Annotated in this window: 23 protein-coding genes and 1 riboswitch; of the genes, 20 read left to right on the top strand and 3 right to left on the bottom strand. The window is 37.8% G+C overall.

The window, feature by feature from the left end; translation table 11 throughout:
• The 11 genes from ligA to rlmD all read left to right on the top strand — a co-directional run bounded on the left by ligA (position 1) and on the right by rlmD (position 12,822).
• The gene (gene ligA / locus HXV90_RS20155) at positions 1–2,004 is read left to right on the top strand and encodes an NAD-dependent DNA ligase LigA (protein WP_269897887.1); all 2,004 of its coding nucleotides are present in this window, start codon (positions 1–3) and stop codon (positions 2,002–2,004) included.
• A 121-nt stretch (positions 2,005–2,125) separates the two neighbouring features.
• Positions 2,126–3,265 (top strand): CamS family sex pheromone protein, encoded by a 1,140-nt coding sequence (locus HXV90_RS20150; protein WP_048394876.1) that lies wholly within the window; start codon positions 2,126–2,128, stop codon positions 3,263–3,265.
• A 233-nt stretch (positions 3,266–3,498) separates the two neighbouring features.
• Positions 3,499–3,786 (top strand): Asp-tRNA(Asn)/Glu-tRNA(Gln) amidotransferase subunit GatC, encoded by a 288-nt coding sequence (gene gatC / locus HXV90_RS20145; protein WP_004225708.1) that lies wholly within the window; start codon positions 3,499–3,501, stop codon positions 3,784–3,786.
• A gap of 24 nt (positions 3,787–3,810) precedes the next feature.
• Positions 3,811–5,274: an Asp-tRNA(Asn)/Glu-tRNA(Gln) amidotransferase subunit GatA gene (gene gatA, locus HXV90_RS20140; RefSeq protein ID WP_004225706.1), complete on the top strand. Its 1,464-nt coding sequence runs from the start codon at positions 3,811–3,813 to the stop codon at positions 5,272–5,274.
• 1 nt (position 5,275) lies between these two features.
• Positions 5,276–6,703, top strand: a complete 1,428-nt coding sequence (gene gatB / locus HXV90_RS20135; RefSeq protein ID WP_048394874.1) for an Asp-tRNA(Asn)/Glu-tRNA(Gln) amidotransferase subunit GatB — start codon at positions 5,276–5,278, stop codon at positions 6,701–6,703.
• Positions 6,704–6,860: 157 nt separating this feature from the next.
• Entirely contained in the window at positions 6,861–7,424 is a 564-nt protein-coding gene (locus HXV90_RS20130; protein WP_269897886.1) for a thioredoxin family protein, read from the top strand.
• 72 nt (positions 7,425–7,496) lie between these two features.
• Entirely contained in the window at positions 7,497–8,411 is a 915-nt protein-coding gene (locus HXV90_RS20125; RefSeq protein ID WP_004225701.1) for a diacylglycerol kinase, read from the top strand.
• Positions 8,412–8,840: 429 nt separating this feature from the next.
• Positions 8,841–10,187, top strand: a complete 1,347-nt coding sequence (locus HXV90_RS20120; protein WP_269897885.1) for a cytochrome ubiquinol oxidase subunit I — start codon at positions 8,841–8,843, stop codon at positions 10,185–10,187.
• A complete protein-coding gene (locus HXV90_RS20115) occupies positions 10,184–11,209 on the top strand; it encodes a cytochrome d ubiquinol oxidase subunit II (protein WP_004225693.1) in 1,026 nt (341 codons plus the stop codon). The genes HXV90_RS20120 and HXV90_RS20115 overlap by 4 nt, the downstream gene beginning before the upstream one ends.
• 13 nt (positions 11,210–11,222) lie before the next feature.
• Positions 11,223–11,345, top strand: a complete 123-nt coding sequence (cydS, locus tag HXV90_RS20110; protein WP_004225690.1) for a cytochrome bd oxidase small subunit CydS family protein — start codon at positions 11,223–11,225, stop codon at positions 11,343–11,345.
• A 109-nt stretch (positions 11,346–11,454) separates the two neighbouring features.
• Positions 11,455–12,822 carry a 23S rRNA (uracil(1939)-C(5))-methyltransferase RlmD gene (rlmD, locus tag HXV90_RS20105; RefSeq protein WP_054549033.1) on the top strand — a complete coding sequence of 456 codons (1,368 nt, stop codon included), beginning with the start codon at positions 11,455–11,457 and terminating at the stop codon, positions 12,820–12,822.
• 221 nt (positions 12,823–13,043) lie between these two features.
• On the opposite strand, the gene HXV90_RS20100 is transcribed toward rlmD, so the two are convergent.
• Complete coding sequence (locus HXV90_RS20100; RefSeq protein ID WP_269897884.1) at positions 13,044–13,769, bottom strand: FadR/GntR family transcriptional regulator; 726 nt, start codon at positions 13,767–13,769, stop codon at positions 13,044–13,046.
• Positions 13,770–13,994: 225 nt separating this feature from the next.
• On the opposite strand from HXV90_RS20100, the gene HXV90_RS20095 reads away from it, so the two are divergent.
• The 5 genes from HXV90_RS20095 to HXV90_RS20075 all read left to right on the top strand — a co-directional run bounded on the left by HXV90_RS20095 (position 13,995) and on the right by HXV90_RS20075 (position 19,057).
• Complete coding sequence (locus HXV90_RS20095; protein ID WP_112116704.1) at positions 13,995–15,380, top strand: FAD-binding oxidoreductase; 1,386 nt, start codon at positions 13,995–13,997, stop codon at positions 15,378–15,380.
• An 11-nt stretch (positions 15,381–15,391) separates the two neighbouring features.
• Positions 15,392–16,375, top strand: a complete 984-nt coding sequence (locus HXV90_RS20090; protein ID WP_269897883.1) for a bile acid:sodium symporter family protein — start codon at positions 15,392–15,394, stop codon at positions 16,373–16,375.
• 308 nt (positions 16,376–16,683) lie between these two features.
• Positions 16,684–17,652, top strand: coding sequence for a tRNA dihydrouridine synthase (locus HXV90_RS20085; protein WP_048394862.1), 969 nt, complete (start codon positions 16,684–16,686; stop codon positions 17,650–17,652).
• 264 nt (positions 17,653–17,916) lie between these two features.
• The gene (locus tag HXV90_RS20080) at positions 17,917–18,411 is read left to right on the top strand and encodes an RNA polymerase sigma factor (RefSeq protein ID WP_054548990.1); all 495 of its coding nucleotides are present in this window, start codon (positions 17,917–17,919) and stop codon (positions 18,409–18,411) included.
• Positions 18,398–19,057, top strand: a complete 660-nt coding sequence (locus HXV90_RS20075) for a zf-HC2 domain-containing protein (RefSeq protein ID WP_269897882.1) — start codon at positions 18,398–18,400, stop codon at positions 19,055–19,057. Before HXV90_RS20080 ends, HXV90_RS20075 begins: the two co-directional genes overlap by 14 nt.
• A gap of 227 nt (positions 19,058–19,284) precedes the next feature.
• On the opposite strand, the gene HXV90_RS20070 is transcribed toward HXV90_RS20075, so the two are convergent.
• Entirely contained in the window at positions 19,285–19,605 is a 321-nt protein-coding gene (locus tag HXV90_RS20070) for a YflT domain-containing protein (protein ID WP_269897881.1), read from the bottom strand.
• Between the two features lie 293 nt (positions 19,606–19,898).
• Here HXV90_RS20070 and HXV90_RS20065 point away from each other — a divergent pair, with 293 nt between their 5' ends.
• Together HXV90_RS20065 and HXV90_RS20060 are read left to right on the top strand one after the other, a co-directional pair.
• Positions 19,899–21,236, top strand: a complete 1,338-nt coding sequence (locus HXV90_RS20065; protein WP_269897880.1) for a trypsin-like peptidase domain-containing protein — start codon at positions 19,899–19,901, stop codon at positions 21,234–21,236.
• A 302-nt stretch (positions 21,237–21,538) separates the two neighbouring features.
• Positions 21,539–22,735: an MFS transporter gene (locus HXV90_RS20060; protein ID WP_004225665.1), complete on the top strand. Its 1,197-nt coding sequence runs from the start codon at positions 21,539–21,541 to the stop codon at positions 22,733–22,735.
• A gap of 70 nt (positions 22,736–22,805) precedes the next feature.
• Here the strand turns inward: HXV90_RS20060 and HXV90_RS20055 are convergent, their stop codons facing one another.
• Complete coding sequence (locus tag HXV90_RS20055) at positions 22,806–23,009, bottom strand: alpha/beta-type small acid-soluble spore protein (protein WP_004225662.1); 204 nt, start codon at positions 23,007–23,009, stop codon at positions 22,806–22,808.
• Between the two features lie 184 nt (positions 23,010–23,193).
• Between HXV90_RS20055 and HXV90_RS20050 the strand changes: the two genes are divergently transcribed.
• Complete coding sequence (locus HXV90_RS20050; RefSeq protein ID WP_103118849.1) at positions 23,194–23,688, top strand: YehS family protein; 495 nt, start codon at positions 23,194–23,196, stop codon at positions 23,686–23,688.
• Positions 23,689–23,829: 141 nt separating this feature from the next.
• Positions 23,830–24,024: a hypothetical protein gene (locus tag HXV90_RS20045; RefSeq protein ID WP_004225659.1), complete on the top strand. Its 195-nt coding sequence runs from the start codon at positions 23,830–23,832 to the stop codon at positions 24,022–24,024.
• Between the two features lie 202 nt (positions 24,025–24,226).
• A riboswitch (cyclic di-GMP riboswitch) is annotated at positions 24,227–24,312 on the top strand.
• Positions 24,313–24,369: the final 57 nt, after the last annotated feature.

Here is a 24,369-nt window from a genome sequence, read left to right as displayed (position 1 = left end):
ATGAACGAAATAGAACAGCGTATAGCGGAGTTAAATAAATTACTGCATGAATATGGTTATGCCTATTATGTGTTAGATAAACCTGTCGTAGCAGACAGTGTCTATGACCAGCTATTACAGGAACTGATTGCATTAGAAGAAGCGAACCCATCCCTTATTTACCCCGATTCTCCTACGCAGCGTGTTGGTGGAGCTGTGGTAGAAGGTTTTAAAAAAGTGACGCATGATTACCCAATGCTTAGTCTTTCAAATGCTTTTCATGAAGCGGATTTACGAGAATTCGATCGTAAAGTGCGTCAGGCTATCGGAGATCAATTTTCATATGTATGTGAGCTGAAAATAGATGGTTTAGCTATTTCATTAAAATATGAAAATGGCATGTTTGTACAAGGGGCTACAAGAGGAGATGGTGTGGTAGGAGAAGATATTACCGCCAATTTAAAGACAATCCGTGCGATTCCCCTTCGTTTAAAGGAACCCATTACGATTGAAGTACGTGGTGAGGCGTATATGCCAAAAAAATCCTTTGAAAACTTAAATGCCCAACGTGCAGACAATGGTGAGGAGTTGTTTGCTAATCCACGGAATGCTGCTGCTGGCTCATTACGTCAGTTAGACCCTAAAATTGCGGCCAGTCGCCAATTATCAACGTTTATCTATGCCATTGGCGGAGACGGTGAAGTATATGGTATCGACGGTCATGCAGAAATGCTTGATTATTTAGAAGGCTTAGGCTTCCCTTCCAATAAAGAACGCCAACGATGCTCTACTATTGAAGAGGTAATGGCCTTTATAGAACATTGGACAGAAAATCGTCCAAAATTAGCTTACGAGATTGACGGAATTGTTATTAAAGTTGACCGTTATGCTCAGCAAGATGAACTAGGTTATACAGCAAAGAGTCCACGCTGGGCGATTGCCTACAAATTTCCCGCAGAGGAAGTTGTTACAACGTTACTTGATATTGATTTAACAGTAGGTCGTACAGGTGTTGTTACTCCTACGGCGATTTTAACTCCCGTACAAGTAGCAGGAACGACGGTTCAACGTGCTTCTTTACACAATGAAGATTTAATTCGAGATAAGGATATTCGTCTTGGCGATACAGTTATTATTCGAAAAGCTGGTGACATTATTCCTCAAGTTGTGGGTGTGCTAATAGAACAACGTCCTGAAGATTCAGTCCCTTTTGTCATGCCAAAAAATTGCCCTGTTTGTGATAGTGAATTGATTCGGATTGAAGGCGAAGTTGCCCTGCGCTGTGTAAATCCTGCCTGCTTTGCGCAAATTGCAGAAAGCATAAAATATTTTGTTTCTCGAAACGCGATGAATATTGACGGTCTTGGGGATAAAGTAGTGGAGCAATTATTACGTGCAGATTTAATACATGATGTTTCTGACCTGTATCATTTAACGGCAGAGCAGCTTGTGGAATTGGAGCGTATGGGCGAAAAATCAGCAACTAATTTAGTAAATGCCATTCAAGCATCGAAGGAAAATTCGATGGAGCGTTTATTAATTGGACTAGGAATTCGTCATGTTGGTGAAAAAGCAGCCAAAATCGTATCAGAGGAATTTGGTTCAATGGAAGCAGTGATGGCTGCGACAGAGGAGCAGCTTGTAGCAATTTATGAAATTGGAGATAAAATGGCTTCATCGTTAGTGGAGTATTTCTCAAATGAAGATGCACGAGCAGTCATTAAGCGTCTTGCTGATGCAGGCGTGAATATGACATACAAAGGTAAAAAAGTAGAAGTAGCGATAGGTGATAGTCCTTTTGCAGGTAAAACAATTGTCTTAACTGGTAAACTTGAGCAATTGACACGCAACGAAGCAAAAGCGAAAATAGAAGAGTTAGGTGGTACAGTCACGGGTAGTGTCAGCAAAAAAACAGATCTAGTGATCGCAGGTGCGGATGCAGGCTCTAAACTAACAAAGGCTGAGCAATTGGGTATCGAAGTTTGGACTGAAGATAACTTAATTGAACAACTTAATCTCATTTAATAAGTGCATAATATCCTCCCTTTTATGAATAGGAGGCAATGTTGAGTGCACAACCGTTACAACAAGGCGTCGAGTAGTTTCGTCGACCTAAAATTGACTATTAGTAAAGGAGCACTAAATAATGAAGTCTTTTCGACTCATTCCAGCAATCGTAGCTGCTGCAATGCTAGTCGGCTGTGTGCCTTCTGACAAGAAGGAGACAGAGCTTACACAGGAAACGCAACAGAAAGAAAAAGCTGAAACAACAATTATCCCAAGCATACAAATTGATGAATCTTATTATAAGACGCTTATCCCTTATAAAGAGAGTGCAAGTAGAGGTCTAGTGGTATCTAACATTTATACGAAATATGATATGAAGGAAGTTGAATCAGGTTTAATGCGTTTATCTCAAAATGAGTTCGACACAGAAAACTACTACTTCCAAGAAGGTCAATATTTAGCTGAAAGTACAGTAAGCTCTTGGCTTGCTCGTAGTTCACAAACAGAGGATGGATTAAATCCACCGACAACAGACACAATGACACCTGAGGAGCGAGCAACAAAGGCTCCAGTTTATTTATCCCATATTGTAGAGCAAAACTACTTAACAAAAACGAAGGATAATAAAGTGAAACTAGGTGGGATTTCAATCGGTCTTGCCTTAAATTCTATCTATTACTATCAAAAAGAACAGTATGGCGAATATTACGAGGAACCAATTTCAGAGTCTACTCTTATTGAGCAGGGCAAAAAAATGGCTGCTGAAATCGTTTCTCGTTTACGTTCACGTGAAGAGTTAAAGGATGTACCGATTGTGGTCGGTCTGTTTAAGCAACAAGCCCGTAATCAAATTATTCCAGGGACATACTTTAGCTATGGTGTAGCAAAAGCTGGGCAGAACAGCATCGCTGATTGGGAAGGTATAGATGAAAATTACGTCTTGTTCCCAACAGATGATTCACAAGATGTATACCGAGATGTCAACAATAACTTCAAGAACTTCAAACAAGATGTTGATAAATATTTTTCTAACTATACAAGTGTGATCGGAACTGGTTTCTATCGTAATAAACAAATACAAAACCTTTCGATTGAAATCCCAATCCAATTTTTCGGCAAAGCAGAGATAATAGGATTTACGCAATATTTAACAGGGATTTTAATCAATCAATTTGATAATATTCATGTGGAAGTAAGTGTTACTTCAGTGAATGGTCCTGAGGCATTAATCATCAAAAAGGCCAATGACAAGGACCCTTACGTGCATGTTTATGATTAATATAGTCAGCCTTTGTGCTGACTATATTTTTTATGGTAATGGATTGAAATAGAGGAACACAACAGGATGATAGAGACAACACTTTGTTATAGTAGTGAAAGTTTCTATATTTTTAGTGAAAGTTGTGATTTTTAAAATGAAAAATGTTATGATTATTGGCATGGTTAACTTTATTCAACCCTATTGTTATCAATAAAAACAATGAATTGAACAAGTATTCGGAGGTGTGAAAAATGGCTAAATTAACAAAAGAAGAAGTAAAGCACGTGGCAAATTTAGCACGTCTTGCAATTACAGAAGAAGAAGCAGAGAAATTTGCTGAACAGCTTGGTAAAATTACAGACTTTGCGGAGCAGTTAAATGAACTGGATACAACAAATGTTGAACCAACAACGCACGTTTTACCATTAGTGAATGTAATGCGTGAAGACGTAGCAGTAAAAGGTTTAGACCGCGAAGTAATGATGTTAAACGTAAAAGAACAAGAAGATGGTCAAGTAAAAGTACCAGCTATCATGTAATACTAAAACATAGGAGGATTCCTCATGACGCTATTTGAACGTTCAGCTAAGGAGTTACAAGCAGAAATTAAAGCGGGTAACTTATCAATCGCTGACTTAACGAAAGAAGCATACGAGCGTATTGCAAAGCTTGATGGCGATGTACAAGCATTCCTTGCTTCAAACGAAGAAAAAGCAACTGCTCAAGCTGCTGAAATGGATAAAGTACCATTTGAAAAGCGTGGACCATTATTCGGTCTACCGATCGGTGTGAAAGACAACATCGTAACAGAAGGCTTAGAAACAACATGTGCCTCTAAAATTCTAGAAGGCTTTATGCCAATCTATGATGCAACTGTTGTCAACAAGCTACGTGAAGCTGGCATGATTACAGTTGGTAAATTAAATATGGACGAATTTGCAATGGGTTCTTCAAACGAAAACTCATACTATAAAACAACAAAAAATCCATGGAACTTAAACCACGTACCAGGAGGTTCTTCAGGTGCATCTGCAGCAGCTGTAGCAGCTGGTGAAGTACCATTCTCTCTTGGATCAGATACAGGTGGTTCAATCCGTCAACCTGCAGCTTACTGTGGTGTTGTAGGGATGAAACCTACATATGGTCGTGTATCTCGTTTTGGTCTCGTTGCATTCGCATCTTCTCTAGATCAAATTGGACCAATTACTCGCAATGTTGAAGATAATGCGCTATTACTAGAAGCTATCGCTGGGTTAGATCCAAATGATTCGACTTCTGCGAATGTTGAGGTGCCAAATTACGCTGCAGCTCTTACTGGTGATGTTAAGGGCTTACGTATCGCTGTGCCAAAAGAATTCCTTGGTGAAGGAGTTGGTGAAGCAGCTCGTCAATCAGTGCTTGCGGCATTAGAGGTATTAAAAGGCTTAGGTGCTACTGTAGAAGAGGTATCACTTCCTCACTCGAAATATGCACTAGCTGCGTACTATATCCTTTCTTCATCTGAAGCGTCTTCTAACTTATCTCGTTTTGATGGTATCCGCTATGGTTTCCGTGCAGAAAACGTTACAAATTTAATGGACCTTTATAAAGAAACACGTGCACAAGGCTTTGGTGATGAAGTAAAACGACGTATCATGCTAGGTACTTATTCACTAAGTGCAGGTACGTATGATGCGTACTACAAAAAAGCACAACAAGCACGTACATTGATCAAAGCAGACTACGATAAAGTATTTGAAGACTTTGATGTTATCATTGGACCAACAGCTCCAACACCAGCATTCAAGATTGGTGAAAATGTTGATGATCCAATGACAATGTATGCAAATGATATTTTAACAATCCCGATGAACTTAGCAGGTGTACCAGCGATTTCAATTCCTTGTGGCTTTGAAAACGGCCTACCATTAGGTTTACAAATAATTGGTAAATATTTCGATGAAGCAACTATTTACCGTGTGGCTCATGCTTTTGAACAAGCAACTGAGTTCCATAAAGAAGTTCCTCAAATGTGGGAGGGAAAATAACATGAACTTTGAAACAGTCATTGGTTTAGAAGTACACGTTGAGTTGAAGACTAACTCAAAAATCTTCTCACCAGCACCAGCTCACTTTGGTGCTGAACCAAATACAAATACAACAGTAATCGATTTAGGCTATCCTGGGGTCCTACCAGTCCTGAACAAAAATGTAGTAGATTTCGCTATGCGTGCAGCGCTTGCACTCAATATGGAAATCGAACAAGAAACAAAGTTTGACCGTAAAAACTACTTCTATCCAGATAATCCGAAAGCTTATCAAATTTCACAATTCGATAAGCCAATCGGTAAAAATGGTTGGATTGATATTGAAGTAGATGGCTATACAAAACGTATCGGTATCACACGTCTTCATATGGAAGAAGATGCTGGTAAGCTTTCACATGCTGGTGACCATTCACTAGTTGACTTTAACCGTCAAGGAACACCGCTTGTTGAAATCGTTTCTGAGCCAGATATTCGTACACCAAACGAAGCATATGCATATCTCGAAAAATTAAAATCGATTATTCAATATACTGACGTATCTGATTGTAAGATGGAAGAAGGCTCATTACGTTGTGATGCCAATATTTCTATTCGCCCTTATGGTCAAGAAGAATTTGGTACAAAAACAGAGCTTAAAAACCTGAACTCCTTCAACTATGTTCGTCGTGGTTTAGAGCATGAAGAATTACGTCAAGCAGATGTATTATTATCTGGTGGTGTGATTGAGCAAGAAACACGTCGTTTTGATGAAAAAACAGGTAAAACAATTTTAATGCGTGTTAAAGAGGGAACAGACGATTACCGTTACTTCCCAGAGCCAGACTTAGTTCGTCTTTCAATTGATGATGCATGGTTAGAGCGTGTGAAATCTGAAATTCCTGAGCTTCCAGATGCTCGTAAAAAACGCTATGTTGAAGAACTAGGCTTAACACCTTATGATGCTGGAGTTCTTGTTATCTCTAAAGAGATCTCAGACTTCTTTGAGGCAATGGTAGCAAATGGGGCAGATGCTAAGCTTTCTGCTAACTGGTTAATGGGAGATGTTTCTGCTTATTTAAACGCAGAGCAAAAAGATCTAAAAGATACTGCATTAACACCAGAAAACCTTGCTGAAATGGTGAAATTAATCACAGACGGTACAATTTCTTCTAAGATCGGTAAAAAAGTATTTGCTGAATTGGTAGAAAATGGCGGATCTGCACAAGATATTGTGAAAGCAAAAGGCTTAGTGCAAATTTCTGATGAAGGTGCATTACTAGCAATCGTAACAGAAGTTTTAGATAACAATGCTCAATCTATCGAGGACTTCAAAAATGGTAAAGACCGTGCGATTGGCTTCTTAGTTGGTCAAATTATGAAGGCAACAAAAGGTCAAGCTAACCCACCAATGGTTAATAAATTATTACAACAAGAAATTGCCAAACGATAATACTCGTTGTAACATAATAGCCGAGAGAGCTTCATTGCTCCCTCGGCTATTAATTTTCAAAAATGTAACAAATTTGCATTTTGCGAAACTTAATAGTTGTTTAAAAAGAGTATTCATAGCAAAATATAGAATAGACAGTAATAAGGGGGACGAGCCAATGAAAACAGAACAACAGTATTTTAATGAAGCTATATCAATACAGCAATATATGGAGAACATGACGACGTTAAAAGAAGAAAGCTTTCGTATTTATGATGGCTTTGAAGTACCAACAAACGAGGATTTTATTGAGTTATTAAAAGAAAAACAACCTAAAATTTTAACGATTACAGAGGATTGGTGCGGAGACGCAATGTTAAATAATCCAATTATTCGCCGTATTGCTGAAGTGGCAGGATTAGATATGCGTACCGTTTTCCGTGATGCTGATACAGAACTAATTGATCGTTATTTAACAAACGGTGGTCGTGCAATTCCAATTTATCTCTTATTAGATGATGCTGGAGAAGTGATTGGAAAATGGGGACCACGCGCACCAGAATTACAAGAGTTCGTCGTAACGAAACGAGCAAGCTTACCAGATAAAGAAGATCCAACATTTGAAGAGGCACAAAAGGCTCTTTATGCAGAAATTCGTGAAGAAAATATCTCCAATCAAACATATTGGACATTTGTTTATGAGGACTTTAAGAAGCAAGTAACAGAAGCATTACAAAAATAACAAGAGTATTGCAACATTTCAACGTACAAATCGTTGAATGAAGTAGAATCTTATGAAGCAGGAAGGTATGTTATGAAACGAGCAAGAATCATTTATAATCCTACATCTGGACGCGAAGTGTTTAAGAAACATCTACCAGAGGTGTTGGAAAAACTAGAGGTAGCAGGCTATGAGACATCCTGTCACGCAACAACATGTGAAGGCGATGCAACGCTTGCAGCAAAAAATGCGGTAGAACGCGGTTTTGATATCATCATCGCAGTTGGTGGAGATGGCACATTAAATGAAGTTGTTTCAGGTGTAAGTCCATTTGAAAACCGTCCGAAAGTTGGTCTAATTCCAATGGGCACTACAAATGATTTTGCCCGTGCCGTGCATATCCCTCGAAATATTGAAGAGGCAGTAGACATTATTATTCAAGGCGACACATTGCCAGTGGATGTTGGTCTCTTAAATGGCGAACGCTATTTCATCAATATTGCTGCTGGCGGACGTATTACAGAGCTAACATACGAAGTACCAAGCAAAATGAAAACAATGCTTGGTCAGTTAGCCTATTATGTAAAGGCAGTTGAGATGATTCCATCCATCAAAGCCTCACATATGCGCATTGAATATGATGGCGAAGTATTTGATGGCGACGCTATGATGTTCCTATGTGGGTTAACGAATTCAGTAGGCGGCTTTGAAAAACTAGCTCCTGATGCAAGCATTAATGATGGTTACTTTACTTTAATAGTGCTAAAGAAGGTAAGTCTTCCTGAATTTATTCAACTAGCAGCCATGGCACTAAGAGGCGAACATTTAAATGATGATCGTGTCATCTACAAAAAAGCTAGCGTTGTCAAAGTTACTACAGAAAATGAGGTCCACCTTAACCTCGATGGCGAATATGGCGGAGACGCTCCTGCTACATTTGAAAACCTAAAGCGTCACATCGAAATCTTTGTTCCACTCGCAGATATTCGAGAGGAAGACCGTATTTAATGAACCCGAAAAGCTCATCCGATTTTATTGTGGATGAGCTTTATTTTGTATTTTTTTGATTGCTTGAAGTGCTCTCAAAGAAGGAGAGGCCGCTCCAAATTAAAATTCCATCATTAGAATAAAACTGGCTAAATCCCATAAACTAAGCTTTAGAAGTAAGAATGTGAATGAAATTAGAAAAATGTTTGGCAAATGTGCGTATATTACTTGAACAAAATTTGAAACCTTAATAATAGACTGAAGTTTCGGTCCGTTATTAAGGTTTTTTTCGTTGGAATAGTGGAAAATGGGGGTATGGATAAGGGAAAGGAAGTGTTGCCTTTGTATAAGTCACAAGAAAAGAAGCTTATATGGCTAAGCTTTGGTGTTGCAATCATTATGCTACTTTCTATTCTTGGAAGAATATTTGGAAGTTAAGGGGGCAATGAGATGATTAATGAATCAGCGGTCTATTGGAGCCGAGCATTAACGGAGTTAACATTATCGTTCCATATTATTTATGCAACAATTGGTGTGGGTGTCCCGTTAATGATTATGATTGCTCAATGGACTGGGTATAAAAAGAATGATGAACATTATATCTTAATGGCAAGACGTTGGGCCCGTGGTTTTGTCATTACTGTAGCAGTCGGCGTGGTAACTGGAACCGCAATCGGCTTACAACTATCATTATTGTGGCCTAATTTTATGCAACTCGCTGGTCAAACAATTGCGTTACCACTTTTTATGGAAACGTTTGCATTTTTCTTTGAGGCGATATTCTTGGGCATCTATTTATATACTTGGGATCGCTTTGATAGTCAGAAAAAGCATATGCTTCTGTTAATCCCTGTTGCTGTCGGAGCATCGATGTCGGCAGTCTTTATCACAATCGTTAATGCTTTTATGAACGCACCAAGAGGATTTGATATCGTAGACGGAGAACTTGTTAATATTCAACCTTTTCTTGCAATGTTTAACCCCGCCATGCCAACGAAGGTTGCACATGTACTTGTGACAGCGTACATGACATCGGCATTTGTGCTAGCAGCTATTGCAGGATTTAGAATGTTAAAAGGCTCGAAGCATGTATACCATAAAAAATCACTACTTTTACTAATGAAAATTGGCTTGATTTTCTCCATAGCAGCCGTTGTGATTGGAGATTTTTCAGGAAAATACTTAGCTGAATATCAACCCGAAAAACTAGCAGCAGCAGAATGGCATTTTGAAACAGAAGGTAAGGCGTCTCTTGTATTATTTGGTGTCTTAGATGGAGAAGAAGTTAAATATGCTATCAAAATTCCGTATGCTTTAAGCATTCTTGCACATTTTAATCCTAATGCAGAGGTAATCGGCTTAGATCAATTTGAGGAAGAGGATCTACCACCACTCTATATTCACTATCTCTTTGATATCATGGTTTCCATTGGTATGTTTATGATGCTAGTTTCATTACTTTATGTTGTAGGGAAAGCACGGGGCTGGCAGTTTATTCATACACGATGGTATAGATGGATTATCGTAGCGGGAGGACCACTATCAATTATCGCGATTGAAGCAGGTTGGTGGCTTGCCGAAGTTGGACGTCAACCATGGATACTTTATGGACTAATGCGTACACCTGAGGGAGCTACGACGAGCGACCATGTGGATTTAATGCTGCTTTTATTCGCAGGAGTCTATGCAGTATTAGCAGTGGGAAGTATTGTCGTATTGGTAAGAATGTTTAAAAAGAACCCAATCGAACGCGAGATTGAAGATCGCCACTCTGAAAAAGGCGGTGACATCCTATGACGTTAGAGATTTTAGGTATTTCAGTATTATGGATATTCCTATTTGGCTATGTCATAGTCGCATCAATCGATTTTGGTGCTGGCTTCTTTAATGCATACAGCCTACTTATTGGAAAAAATCATATTTTAACAAATATTATTAAACGTTATTTATCGCCTGTTTGGGAAGTTACCAATGTCTTTTTAGTATTCTTCTTTGTAGGAATCGTAGGTTTTTTCCCGCAAACCGCTTTTTATTACGGAACGATTTTACTTGTGCCCGTTAGTATTTCGCTTGTACTATTGGCAATTCGAGGCTCCTACTATGCCTTTGAATCGTATGGTACACGAGGCCATATCGGATATACACTGACATATGGTGTAGCAGGTTTATTAATTCCCGCTTCTTTATCCGTTGTCTTTGCCATTGCTGGTGGAGGCTATGTTGATGTAATTGATGGGCAGCCTGTGCTGAACTACTGGACTTTATATACAAGTCCATTTGCTTGGAGCATTGTGGTACTAAGTATCGCTGCGGTATTGTATATTTCTGCCGTATTTTTAACATGGTACGCGCATAAAGCAAATGATAGCGAAGCAACGAAACTAATGAGAAAATATGCTCTTGTGTGGGCAGCACCGCTAATGATTAGTGCGCTTGGCATTATGTATGAAATGAAATCCATCAACCCAGAGAGCTACAGTCATATGGTAAATTTATGGTGGATGTTTGCGATTTCAGCTGTCTTATTTATTGTCACAGTCGTACTCATTGCCATGCGTAAAAAGTACGGACTTGCAGTTGGGCTCCTGATTGCTCAATTTGCCGTAGCCTTCTTTGCTTATGGAATTGCTCAATATCCATACCTACTGTATCCGTATTTAACCATTTACGATAGCTTTACAAGCACACAAATGGCGATCGCTTTAGTTATCGCATTTATTTTAGGACTGTGTCTTCTTCTTCCTTCACTTTATTTATTGATGAAACTATTCTTATTCAATAAAAAATATGTGACAGGAAAAGAAGACAATCACGCATAGGAGGAAAGCACATATGCAAAGTTTTTTAATTTTTTATGCACCTTTTATTGTCGTCATTCTTGGGATCTTGTGTGCATTTTGGTGGGCACCAAGGGATTATCATATTACAAAAGAGCAGGAAAAGAGTCGCGAATAGCGACTCTTTTTTCAAGTTAATTAGCAGAGACGCGCAACAGCCAAGTCTTGTTCTTTTTTCATTCGCCAACACATGCTACAATAAGGAGATTGAAATGGAGGATGTACGAATGTCAGCACCCGTGAAAAAAAATGAACGACTTTCAGTTTATATAGAAGATCTAACGCATGATGGCAATGGTGTCGCAAAGGTTGAAGGTTATCCACTATTCATACAAGGCGCACTGCCAAACGAAACGGCCGAAATCCATGTGTTAAAAACATTAAAAAACTATGGCTTTGCAAAGGTAATAGATATTATCAAGCCATCTCCAGACCGTGTTGAAGCTCCATGTGATTACTTCAAGCAGTGTGGCGGCTGTCAATTACAGCATTTATCCTATGAGGGGCAGCTAAAATGGAAAGAAAATATGGTGCGCAATGTGATGCAGCGGATTGGTAAAATTCATGCACCTGTTCACCCAGTAAAAGGTATGAAAGAACCTTGGCACTACCGTAATAAAGCACAAATTCCTTTCTCTGAAAATGAAGCAGGACAAGCGATTGCAGGCTTTTATAAAACAAAAACGCATAGCATTGTGGATATGGATCGCTGTTTAATTCAAACAGGAGAAGCAGATGCTATTCTTGCAGGCTTGAAAAAGGAATTAGCAACGTTAGGTGTTCGCTCTTACAATGAGCATACACATGAAGGCATGTTGCGTCATGTCGTTATCCGTAAAGCACGAGCAACAGGAGAAGTCATGGTTGTCCTTGTAACGAAAAAGAAAAAGTTCCCACAAAAAGAGGCAGCTATTGCAGTAATCCAAAAGCTAGTGCCAAACGTTACATCAATTATGCAAAATGTGAATAGTGAGAAAACCAATGTTATTTTTGGTGATGACACAATCAACCTTTGGGGTAAAGACGTTATTATTGATACTATCGGTAATGTACGTTTTGAAATCTCTGCTCGTTCTTTCTATCAAGTCAACCCAGAGCAAACAGAGGTCCTCTACAAGCAAGCACTAGATTATGCTGACTTACAGGGAGATGAACGTGTCATTGATGCGTATTGTGGAATTGGTACGATTTCTTTATTCCTTGCTCAAAAAGCAAAGGCTGTCATGGGCGTGGAAATTGTCCCACAAGCGATTGAAGATGCCAAACGCAACGCACTGCTTAATGGTTTTACAAATACTTATTTTGAGGCAGGCCCAGCAGAGGAAGTTATCCCAAGATGGTATAAAGAAGGCAAGGAAGCAGACGTACTAGTAGTTGATCCACCGCGCAAAGGCTGCGATGAAGCACTGCTAACTACTATTCTAGAGCAACGACCAAAACGAGTGGTCTACGTATCCTGTAACCCAGCCACACTAGCACGCGATCTTCGCATTTTAGAGGATGGCGGCTATCAAACGCAGGAAATCCAGCCAGTGGATATGTTCCCGCACTCCACACATTGTGAAGCCGTGGCATGGCTTAAGTTAAATGTGTAACACATTACTAAACTCATCTATACAATATAAAAATTACCGTTTTAGGACGGAATTTAGTTAAAATCAATAAAAACTCGGATTCGATCAAATACGAATCCGAGTTTTTTTCGATGTAATTTCTTCCATCTGTAACATTCACTAATTGAGCCAATTCCCACTGACAAAAACCATTCAGAACATCTCATCACTTATAAACTATATATAATTGTGTATCTCTAGTTTTAATTGTTTTTTTCTCCAATATGACTTAAAAGTGACTCTGTCAATTCTCGTCTTATTTGCGTGATATGGTTTTCCATGAGTTGCTTAGCTTGGTTCGCATCTCCAGAGGCGATGGCTAAGTAAATTTTTTTATGTTCATCAATAGTCTCTTGCATTCGTTCCGAATCTTCCAAGCGTTGTCTGCGGGTAGCTCGGATTGTGTCTTGCATATGCTCACTAAGGGTTTGAAATAATTGTAAAAATATAGAGTTATGTGAAGCGAGTACAATATTATGATGGAAACTTAGGTCTGCTTGAATTCCTAATTCTACATCATTTTTACCTTGATCCATCATGTCTAATGCTTGGCTAATTCGTTCTAAGTCTACAGAAGTAGCTCGTCGTGAAGCTAAAAAGGCACACTCCACTTCAAGTGCTTGGCGAAGCTCCAACATTTCATAAATTAATTTTTTTTCAGTATTAATAATTGTAGAGGAAAGTTCTTCACCTAAAGTATGGGACTCTGCTGTTTTAATAAAGCTACCACTGCCTTGTTTAATTTCAATAAATCCCTTTATTTCAAGCTTTCGAAGTGCCTCTCTTACCGATGTTCGACTGACATTAAAACGACTTGCTAATTCTCTTTCTGTCGGGAGTTTATCCCCAGGCTGTAATTCACCATTTAAAAAATATTCCTTTATTTGATCAACAATTACTTGATACGCTTTTTTCTTTGGTTGAGGCATTACCTATCTCACCACCTTAAATACATAGTACTATAAACGCTTTAATCATACAGAAATACAGCATGTTTATCAATTTACGAAAAAAAATAATAGTTGATATTTTCTGAATATTTAGTACAATGTAAAAAGGTTGGACCAATTTTAAGAATATAGAAAATTGGTATGACATATAAAATTATTAATTAAACCATCCAAATACTATGAGAGCAAAAGGGGAAGGAAAAAATGATTACTACAAATGAAGAATTAGTGATGGCCCTACGAAGTGTTCTTCCAGAAATTGAAGTGACAATCAATCAAACGATTTTAGAACAGCATAGCAGTGATGAATCCTATCATAGTGCCTGTCTACCCGATATTGTGGTATTTCCGACAAAGACAGAAGAAGTGAGTAAGATAATGAACATAGCAAATCAATACAAAGTACCAATAGTGCCATTTGGAAGAGGAACAAGCTTAGAAGGACATGTGATTCCTTATAATCATGGGATAACAATTGATTTTTCACTCATGAACAAAATAGTAGAAGTTAGAGAGAAGGACTTTCTTGTGAAAGTTCAACCAGGGGTGACACGTTCTCAATTGAATAAAGAGTTGAAGAAATATGGATTATTTTTCTCCGTAGACCCAGGAGCAGATGCGACAATTGGAGGAATGGCCGCAACAAATGCTAGTGGGACAACATCTGTTAAATATGGAACTATGCGCGATCAAGTTCGAGATTTAGAGGTTGTTCTGTCAGATGGAACAGTGATTCATACAGGGAATTTAGCAGAAAAATCTTCATCGGGCTATCATTTAAACGGTCTATTTGTTGGGTCAGAGGGAACACTTGGTTGTTTTACTGAGTTGACGTTAAGAGTTTATGGTATTCCTGAATGTGTCATGGCTGCTAGAGCGTCCTTCGAAACAGTGAATGATGCTGTGGAAGGTGTTGTGAGTATTCTACAAGCGGCAATTCCCATTGCAAGAGTTGAACTTGTAGATGAACCTTCAATGAAACAAGTGAACTTGTATAGTCAAACAGCTTATGAAGAACAACCAACCTTATTTTTGGAATTTGAGGGAAATGAGGCTGGCTTAAGGCAGGATGTAGAATTTATGAAAGAGATTGTAGCGGCTCATAATTGCAAAAATATTGAATTTGAGATGGATAATGCAGCCCGAAATCAACTATGGGAAGCTCGCCATAATTTAGCTTACGCCTATGTCCATGGACATCCAGGAAAAAAACTAATGGTAACCGATGTTTGCTTACCGATATCCGAGTTAGCAGGTGCTATTGAACATGCAAGAGAAGCACTTGATATGTTAGCGCTTACAGGTGGGGTTGTTGGACATGTTGGTGATGGAAATTTCCATGTACTATTAATGATTGATATGAATGATCCAAAGGAAATAAAGAAAGCTGATGAATTAAATGAGTTGATTGTGATGTATGCACTGGAACGAGGAGGAACTTGCACAGGAGAACATGGTGTGGGCATTGGTAAGCAGAAATATCAAGAGAAAGAACACGGTAAAGCACTTCTAGTGATGGAAAAGATTAAACAAGCACTTGACCCTGACACACTTTTCAATCCGAATAAAATATTGAAAATAAAAATATAGGGAGTGGAAATATGAAAATTTTAGAAGCGATTAGTACGATTGCTGGAAAATACTTTGCTATATGGGTTATTTGTATTGCTGTTATTGCCTTTATAGCTCCAGAACCCTTTTTAATATTTGGCGGGTATATCACGATTTTGCTAGGCATTGTTATGTTTGGCATGGGTCTGACGTTAAAAGCAGTTGATTTTAAATTGGTTATCACGAATCCAGTACCAGTCATTATTGGTGTATGTGCTCAATATGTTATCATGCCACTTTCCACTTTTTTAATTGCTTATATAATGAACTTGCCAGCAGAATTAGCTGCAGGGCTAGTCCTTCTTGGATCTGTACCTGGTGGAACTGCTTCAAACGTCATGGTGTATTTAGCTAAAGGAAATGTACCTTTGTCCATCACAATGACATCCTTTTCGACATTATTAGCTCCAATTGCCACACCAATCATCCTATTATTACTTGCAGGTAAATGGATGCCAGTTGATCCAATAGCAATGTTTACTTCAATTATTCAAGTAATTATTATCCCTATTATCCTAGGGATTATTATCAGAAGAGTTGTTCCTCAAATCGTAGAAAAAAGTATTAATGTGATTCCTCTTATTTCAGTAGTTGCTATTATGATTATTGTATCTGCTGTTGTTGCTGGTAATGTCGATACCATCGCTTCGGCAGGCTCCATTATTTTTGCAGCTGTAGTGCTTCATAACGCATTCGGATTGTTATTTGGTTATATAACAGCCCGTGTATTAGGCCTTGATGAAAGCAATCGAAGAGCTATTTCAATTGAAGTTGGAATGCAGAACTCTGGTCTGGGTGTAGCGTTAGCCACTGCCCACTTCGGTCCCTTAGCGGCCCTACCTAGTGTACTTGGGGCTGTTTGGCATAATATTTCTGGTCCGATTCTCGCTACCTATTGGTCGAAAAAACCAGAGAAACCAGAGGTACAGTATAATAAACAGATGCAAGAAGATAACGGCAGAGCTCAAATATAGAAAGTAAATATTTGAGTTCCACCCGATAGTATTGCAGTCATATTATCTATTTTGTTTAAATCCACCTCACAAATGGATCCATTCGAAAAAATATAAAAATGAAAATTAGGTATAATAAAGTAGATGAGGTAGAAACAATCTATACCATCTACTTTTTTGTTTGTTAAAATACCATTTAGGACTGATTTTCGTTAAAATAAACATTGTTGATTTTTACATTAGCTAATGAGATAAATGTAACATTTGACTTTATAATTTTTAACTGAGAGCATGGAGTTTTATCCATAGTGAGAGGATTTGGAATTAACATGATAGATAATTTTTGGCGTGATTTACCACGACCATTTTTTGTATTGGCACCGATGGAAGATGTGACAGATGTTGTGTTTCGTCACGTTGTAAGTGAAGCAGGTCGACCAGATGTGTTTTTTACTGAGTTTACAAATTCGGATAGCTACTGTCATCCAGAGGGAAAGAAAAGTGTGCACGGTCGTTTGCTCTTTACAGAAGATGAGCAGCCAATGGTGGCACATATTTGGGGAGATAATCCCGAATATTTCCGTGAAATGAGTATTGGGATGGCAGAGCTAGGTTTTAAAGGCATTGATATTAACATGGGCTGCCCTGTACCGAATGTAGCATCAAGAGGGAAGGGGAGTGGCCTTATTCTCCGACCAGATGTGGCCGCAGAATTAATTCAAGCAGCAAAAGCGGGCGGACTGCCTGTTAGCGTGAAAACACGGCTTGGCTACAAGGATGTAAATGAGTGGGAGGATTGGCTAACGCATATATTAAAGCAGGATATTGCGAACCTTTCGATTCATCTACGAACAAGAAAGGAAATGAGCCTAGTAGATGCGCATTGGGAGCTTATTCCGGAAATCAAAAAACTTCGTGACCGTATTGCACCTAATACGCTACTGACGATCAATGGAGATATTCCTGACCGTCAAACGGGACTCCAACTAGCTGAACAATACGGGATTGATGGCGTGATGATTGGACGAGGTATTTTTAAAAATCCTTTTGCTTTTGAAAAAGAGCCAAAAGAGCATAGCAGTAAAGAGTATCTTAATCTTTTAAGACTGCAGCTCGATCTTCAAGATCAATACGCGGAAGAACTACCACGTTCCATCACAGGACTTCATCGCTTCTTCAAAATTTATGTCAAAGGATTCAGAGGAGCTGGTGAATTAAGAAGTCAATTGATGAACACAAAATCAACGGATGAAGTGCGTGTATTACTGGACAACTTTGAATCAAACAATATTGAATGACAATGAAATGATGGAACTACCAATAAAGTCAAGTAAATAACAGTAGAAATAGGAGCAAAGATTTTGGGATGAGATTTCCCTTTCTTTGCTCCTTTCAATTTGTCGCTATTGAGGTTTTGTCAGATGCTAGGGGGCTCTTGTTTTTATGTTTGTGAAAATAACAATATTGCCCCTGAATCATTTGTAGATTGGTAATCGAAAATAACATATTTTTGTAACGTAATTAAATTCTAAGAGTTATATAAGTGAAAGGGGTGAAAATAGGTGGACTTTGAGGAAATCTATCAGGAATACTTTAAAGAAGTTTATTTATATATCCTATCATTAAGTCACGATGAGCGCATAGCCGAGGAAATAACACAAGAAGCATTTTTTAAGGCATTAAAAGCAATAAAAAAATTTGATGGTTCTAAGGATATTCGAGCATGGCTTTTTACAATTGCGAAAAATACATATTTCTCACACTACAAAAGAAAGAAACGACAAGTAGATTCAGGTGCAGTAGAAGAATCAAGTATGGAAGTGCAAATTGTAAAGCATTTGATGAATGAAGAAGATGCCTTCATGGTTCATCAGTTTCTTCACTCGATGAATGAGCCATATAAGGAGGTCTTTTCATTACGTACTTTTGGAGAATTACCTTTTGAAAAGATAGGACGTCTTTTTGGAAAAAGTGCAGGGTGGGCAAGGGTTACCTTTTACAGAGCGAGAAAACAAATTATCGAGTATATGGAGGCGATGAATTATGAAAGAGATTAAATGCACAATTATTCAAGATGTTTTACCTCTGTATGTTGATGAGGTAGTTAGTGAAGATACAAAAGAAATGGTAGACGAACATTTACAGCATTGTGAAAAATGTCAAAAAGAATATGAAACCATGAAACAGGAACTTTATATCCCGGCAGAAAATAAGGCTTTTCAATTTAAAGAGATCAGTAAAAAATGGCGTAAGAAAAAAGTGATCATTTCCATTACTTCGGTTTTCATAACGGCACTTATTTTATTAGGGACCTATTTGTCTGTTTTCTATTATGAAACGGTTATTTCTTATTCGGAAGATTTGATCAAAATCGAAAGACAAAATGATCATCAGTTGGTTTCCCAATATTATGGCAAAAGCCGTGCAGGTGTTCACGGAACGTTTCCTATGGGAATTGAAATTGATGGAGAGAAAAAGATTGTGAGTTTTATTTATTATACAAAAACAGTGGCTGATTCGCCTTCGAGAAACCTGATTGATGATGAAAAGAGGCTTGGACAAGAAGATACCTTTGTTCTACCTGAAAGTGGAAATAACGATGCGGTATATTATGTGGAATTTGATTCAGAAGAGATGGTTCCTGGAGGAAAGGATTCTTGGTATTCAGTTTTAGAACGTGCAGTATTAATTTGGGAGAAATAATAATCTGATGGAAATCATATTTAGTTATTCCATTATCGGGTGCTTTTCCGTAATAAGGAAAAGTGTCATTCTTTATGAATAGGACCATATTGCTAAAGAAGACTCTTTAATGAAGAAGAAGAAAATTTCCTCGAGCAGATCATTGACAATAGTTGAAAGGCTATCTTGAATACAGAGACGAAGGTGTAAAATGAAACAAACCCGGGATTGGATTCCCGGGTTTGTTTTTACTCATTGGCAACTATGACCAATTTACCTGTATCCAGTTCCTTCTCGAATTGAGCAGCTTCCGATTCACTTAATCCGACAGAAGCTAACTTGTTGCGGAGTTCATCTCCACGGGAATTCACCAGGTTCTTCATAGAAGTCAGGAACCCTTGCTCGCTAATGCCAGCTTCTTCTGTCCCGAGTGCTTCGTTAATATCATCTTCACGTTCTTCATAGTGCGCAAAGATGTAAATGTTATCTCGAAGATATCCTTGCGCTTCTAATTTCTCCACTTCTTGTTTCGCCTGTACTACGTTTTCTACTGTCAATTTGACTGTCATTATTGATCCCTCCTATATATGTTCACATTCAATCTATTCCACTAAATTGAATGGATAAAACATCTTTTTAGTTTTTAATTATGTTAGAGTGGCATTAACAACTAATGGAATACTAATGAACAACTAGAAAACATTGGGAGTTGTTATTCTAAATCTTTATTCCAAAGCTACGTCCAATTCTTTATAGAGTCGGGCTTTTTTGTTTGCAATCAATAGAGGATTTAGAGAAACATCAGAGAATTGTATATAAGTACCATTATATGTAATGAAGAGCTTATAGGAGTTGTATGAAGATGATTGTGACAACTAGACCGTTAAAAATTAAATACAATAAATCAGCAAATACTTTTCAGGAGTTTATGCAAATTAATCACAACAAACATTCTCTTACGAAGGAAGTTGTTTTTCTACGATATATCGGTATACCTGATTCTGTAGATTTTTATAAAGATGAGATTCTAAAAATGGAGGAGTATTTCTCAAAGCAAAGCATTTTTTATTTACGACTGCATAAGCTTGAGGTCATTCGTAATAAGGAAGATGTAGATAGATTGTCGGAAAGTTGGAGAATGTGGCAGACTACTGCTGAAAACCCGCAATTACTGTATAAGCTATCTTTGTGCAGTAAATTAGCGAGTGATCAACTTGAATGGACAAAAAAGCTAAGCTTTAAACAGATGATTCAACTATTTAAAGAAAATCAGCCTTATCCTAATGAAACGTTGTTAAAAAATTTTGCAGTTAAATTTTTGTATTGGATGGATTATTATTTACCACAAATTTTTTCGGAGGAAAATCCAACTTCCCCCAAAATTATTTTTATAGGTGACATTACGCAGCATGAATTACTATTTTTATATTTCTTATCGTCACTGGGGTGCGATATTTGTTACATGAATCCCAAAGGAGATATTGCCAATTTGTACCCTATAATAGAAGCGTCATCTACCTTACATATGTGTCGACATTTCTATGAAAAAGAAATAACATTGCCTATTAAAAGTACTTCAAGACAATTGAACATTCCTGCTCAAAAAACGAATGCGACGGAGGAGTGGAGCTATGAGCAATTAGCCTCCTTAGCCACATCTGTTGTGATGATTAAGACCTTCGGGGAGGATGACAAGGTTTTATGCTATGGCTCTGGTGTCATTCTCCACCAAGATGGATATATTTTAACAAATCTGCATGTTGTGGGTGGTGGAAAATATTATTCTGTGCTCTATGAAAATGATACCAACGAGTATATTACCCATCAATTTGTGAAATATCATGATATGCATGATTTGGCTATTTTGAAGGTAGACAGAATAAGCCATCCTTTACCTGTAAAAATGGATGGACAATTAGTTCGAGGGCAAAAAATTGTGGCGATTGGCAGTCCGTTAGGATTGTTTAACTCAGTTTCTGATGGGATTGTTTCGGGTTTTCGTGATATTCGGCAAATGTCTATGATTCAATTTACAGCCGCTATATCAAATGGCAGTTCAGGTGGTGCTTTATTGGATATGCATGGGCGATTGGTTGGTCTGATTACAGCAGGCTTCGATGATGGTCAAAACCTTAATTTGGCTGTACCTGCCAATCTAATTTATCAGTTTGCTCAAAACTTTATAGAAATACCGTGTTGAATTTCCACTATTCGACCATTGCTTTTTCTTCCGTAATCTTATAGAATGTAGAACGGTATAAATGAACGATATATAAATCCTTTAATACGGTCCAGAGAGGCTGAAAAGGGCTATGTGATATTTTTAAGCTAATATCTTTGCTTTGTCATGCCCTTTTGTCCTCTGTGACGGAAGGGCTTTTATTATTGTTCCGTACTCCTCTTTTAAAGGAAGTCCCGTGAGGCTTCAAAAGAGAATGGACAAGACAGCTATAATCCATTCACTAAAAGAGATCGACAACTAGAAAATGGAGGCTAAAAAGAATGGATTATCGTAAAAAAACCGTGGTTGCTTCAGTGGCAGGGCTAACGCTAGAAGGAATGGACATTATGTTTATTTCCTTTGCTATGACAATGATTATTGCAGAATTTAATATTGATCTTGCAACAGGTGGATTGATTTCATCTATCACGAATATTGGGATGCTACTGGGTGGTATTATTTTCGGTGTATTAGCAGATAAATATGGTCGAGTAAAAGTGTTTACGTATACGATTATTTTGTTTGCCATCGGAACGGCCTTAACAGGAGTAGCAACAAGTATTGAACAAGTTTATGTTTATAGATTTATCGCTGGTTTAGGTGCTGGCGGAGAATATGGTATTGGGATGGCGCTTGTGGCGGAGGCTTGGCCAAAGAATAAACAAGGCAGAGCATCCTCTTATGTCAGTGTAGGTGCACAATATGGAGTAATTTTAGCCGCTTTATTAAGTGCTATTATTTTACCAACTTTAGGGTGGCGTGCATTATTCTTTGTAGGATTACTACCAGTTATTTTCGCCTTTATCGTACGTAAAAATATTGATGAATCACCAGAATGGTTAGCAGCGCAGAAACAACAAAATAATAAGCAAGAGAACGGGAAATTAGCACAATTATTTGCTTCACCTCGTATCACCATGACAACACTCTCCCTAATTCTAATGGCTACTGTTCAAATTGCAGGCTATAATGGTCTAATGATTTGGCTACCTTCGATGTTACAGAAATCGCAAGGTTTATCGGTTTCAAGCTCAGCATTGTGGACAATTAGTACCGCAGTTGGCATGATCATTGGAATGCTGACGTTTGGCAGATTTATGGATCGTTTTGGTGCAAAGCGAACATTCGGGATCTTTTTAGTAGCCTCTGCATGTGCTGTATTCTTTTACTCGTTTGCAACAGGTGCAGTAGCGATATTAGTAGGCGGTGCGGTTGTAGGATTCTTCTCTAATGGAATGTTTGCAGGGTATGGTGCATTAATTAGTAGCTTTTATCCAGTACAAATTCGCAGTACAGCAACAAACACCATTTTTAACTTTGGACGAGCTATAGGTGGGTTTTCACCAATCTTTGTAGGCTTTATTTTACAAAGCTACGATATGACTGTCGTGATGATTTACTTAGCAGCACTGTATTGTATTTCCTTTATCGTTATGCTAACGCTTAAGAGCTCAGGGAAGGAATTGCAAACAGCATAATTTTATAGAGCACGAAAGAACGAATTCCAATTATGTAAATGGGATTCGTTCTTTTCTTATTAGTATTTAATTATAATAAACCTTTTGAACGTTTTTCAGCGATTTCAACAAGGCGTTTTGTAATCTCTCCTCCAACGGAACCATTTGCGCGAGAAGATGCTTCTGGCCCAAGCTGAACGCCAAACTCTTGTGCAATTTCATATTTCATTTGATTGACAGCCTCATGTACTCCAGGTACTAGAAGTTTATTTGAACTGCGGTTATTGTTAGCCATTGTTCTCACCTCCTTGACCTTAGAATGGTTGCGATTAAATTTTTCATACATTTAAAAAGTAGGAAATGCACACGCTATTTGCTAACAACAACAACTTGTGGAAAGCTAGCAATAATCAGCAAACTCTCTGTTATAATTAAGCCTGGCTCTTTACTATATAAGGTTAATTAAAGGAGGAAATATAATGACAAATAATGATATCTTAATTCGTTTACGCTATGCGTTCGATATAAAAAATGTAGATATGGTAGAAATTTTTAAACTTGGTGGCATGGATTATACAAAGGAAGAAGTATTAAATATGCTGATTAAGATTAATGATGAGGAAGAAGCGCCAGAGGAATACATCAAATGTAATAATAAAATGTTAGAGGCATTTTTAAATGGATTAATTACTTTTAAACGCGGGCCTCAGAAACCAAGAGAAGGACAGGCTGTTGGACCTTTACCTGTGTCAGGTAAAGAAAGCCCAAATAATATGCTGCTAAAGAAAGTAAAAATTGCTTTAGCTTTAACAACTGAGGAGATGCTTGAGATTTTATATGACGGCGGCATTAAAGTTACAAAAGGTGAATTAGGTGCTATTTTAAGAAATCCAAGTCATCGTAATTATAAAGAGTGTGGCGATTCATTCGTACGAAATTTTTTAAGGGGCCTAACATATAAATATAGAGCATAATGCACAATGGATATCAATCATAAAGTGCCATTTTTTTCTTTAAAACTCGTTGACAATTTGTGACGAAATTGTGTACAATAAAATTATCACAAAATGTTCACAAAAAAGATGAAAAATGTTCACAGACAAAGGGGTGCTTGTATGATTTATTTTGACATCTTATTAGTAGCTATTGCATGTATTACAATGCCTTTTATTGTTGCAGTTATGTTAGATATTTTTTATGCGGAACGAAAAAAAGTACGCTTTTCATTACGTCGTACTTCCGTATGGTATATCGCTATGTTTGCGTTATCCTTTATACCTTCCGTATTACTTGTCACACAAAACGTATAATTTATTCAAACACTTAGGGGTAAGTGAATTGAAAGTGGACAGCTACAACGCTAATTGAGGTTGTAGCTGTTTTATTTTGTTCAATAGATGAATCATAATTAAGTAATTTATATAATTATTAATGAAGGAACAGCTAGTATAAAATATGTATGTTTTAAGTAGAGAGCATTGACTACTTTTACCTACTGTGTTAATTTTGGTAGGGAAATATAGGCAAATTTACTGAAAAGTAAAGACGCAAAGCTACAGGTCTAAGGCAATAAATGCTATGGCGGCTGGGTTGCAAAAGAGTGCTAGTTGTATCATTCTCATTCTAGTTTTTGTTCTTTTATGCCTATTTCTTTT

It is taken from the genome of Lysinibacillus sp. JK80, from assembly GCF_027557635.1.
GTDB lineage: Bacteria > Bacillota > Bacilli > Bacillales_A > Planococcaceae > Lysinibacillus > Lysinibacillus capsici.
Note: the sequence above shows the minus strand (reverse complement) of the source record. Positions and strands in the feature narration are given on the sequence as shown.

Excerpts from the sequence above, each read along its gene's own strand:
- ligA (WP_269897887.1), top strand. The coding sequence starts at position 1 with ATGAACGAAATAGAACAGCGTATAGCGGAGTTAAATAAATTACTGCAT.
- HXV90_RS20150 (WP_048394876.1), top strand. The coding sequence starts at position 2,126 with ATGAAGTCTTTTCGACTCATTCCAGCAATCGTAGCTGCTGCAATGCTA.
- gatC (WP_004225708.1), top strand. The coding sequence starts at position 3,499 with ATGGCTAAATTAACAAAAGAAGAAGTAAAGCACGTGGCAAATTTAGCA.
- gatA (WP_004225706.1), top strand. The coding sequence starts at position 3,811 with ATGACGCTATTTGAACGTTCAGCTAAGGAGTTACAAGCAGAAATTAAA.
- gatB (WP_048394874.1), top strand. The coding sequence starts at position 5,276 with ATGAACTTTGAAACAGTCATTGGTTTAGAAGTACACGTTGAGTTGAAG.
- HXV90_RS20130 (WP_269897886.1), top strand. The coding sequence starts at position 6,861 with ATGAAAACAGAACAACAGTATTTTAATGAAGCTATATCAATACAGCAA.
- HXV90_RS20125 (WP_004225701.1), top strand. The coding sequence starts at position 7,497 with ATGAAACGAGCAAGAATCATTTATAATCCTACATCTGGACGCGAAGTG.
- HXV90_RS20120 (WP_269897885.1), top strand. The coding sequence starts at position 8,841 with ATGATTAATGAATCAGCGGTCTATTGGAGCCGAGCATTAACGGAGTTA.
- HXV90_RS20115 (WP_004225693.1), top strand. The coding sequence starts at position 10,184 with ATGACGTTAGAGATTTTAGGTATTTCAGTATTATGGATATTCCTATTT.
- cydS (WP_004225690.1), top strand. The coding sequence starts at position 11,223 with ATGCAAAGTTTTTTAATTTTTTATGCACCTTTTATTGTCGTCATTCTT.
- rlmD (WP_054549033.1), top strand. The coding sequence starts at position 11,455 with ATGTCAGCACCCGTGAAAAAAAATGAACGACTTTCAGTTTATATAGAA.
- HXV90_RS20100 (WP_269897884.1), bottom strand. The coding sequence starts at position 13,769 with ATGCCTCAACCAAAGAAAAAAGCGTATCAAGTAATTGTTGATCAAATA.
- HXV90_RS20095 (WP_112116704.1), top strand. The coding sequence starts at position 13,995 with ATGATTACTACAAATGAAGAATTAGTGATGGCCCTACGAAGTGTTCTT.
- HXV90_RS20090 (WP_269897883.1), top strand. The coding sequence starts at position 15,392 with ATGAAAATTTTAGAAGCGATTAGTACGATTGCTGGAAAATACTTTGCT.
- HXV90_RS20085 (WP_048394862.1), top strand. The coding sequence starts at position 16,684 with ATGATAGATAATTTTTGGCGTGATTTACCACGACCATTTTTTGTATTG.
- HXV90_RS20075 (WP_269897882.1), top strand. The coding sequence starts at position 18,398 with ATGAAAGAGATTAAATGCACAATTATTCAAGATGTTTTACCTCTGTAT.
- HXV90_RS20070 (WP_269897881.1), bottom strand. The coding sequence starts at position 19,605 with ATGACAGTCAAATTGACAGTAGAAAACGTAGTACAGGCGAAACAAGAA.
- HXV90_RS20065 (WP_269897880.1), top strand. The coding sequence starts at position 19,899 with ATGATTGTGACAACTAGACCGTTAAAAATTAAATACAATAAATCAGCA.
- HXV90_RS20060 (WP_004225665.1), top strand. The coding sequence starts at position 21,539 with ATGGATTATCGTAAAAAAACCGTGGTTGCTTCAGTGGCAGGGCTAACG.
- HXV90_RS20055 (WP_004225662.1), bottom strand. The coding sequence starts at position 23,009 with ATGGCTAACAATAACCGCAGTTCAAATAAACTTCTAGTACCTGGAGTA.
- HXV90_RS20050 (WP_103118849.1), top strand. The coding sequence starts at position 23,194 with ATGACAAATAATGATATCTTAATTCGTTTACGCTATGCGTTCGATATA.
- HXV90_RS20045 (WP_004225659.1), top strand. The coding sequence starts at position 23,830 with ATGATTTATTTTGACATCTTATTAGTAGCTATTGCATGTATTACAATG.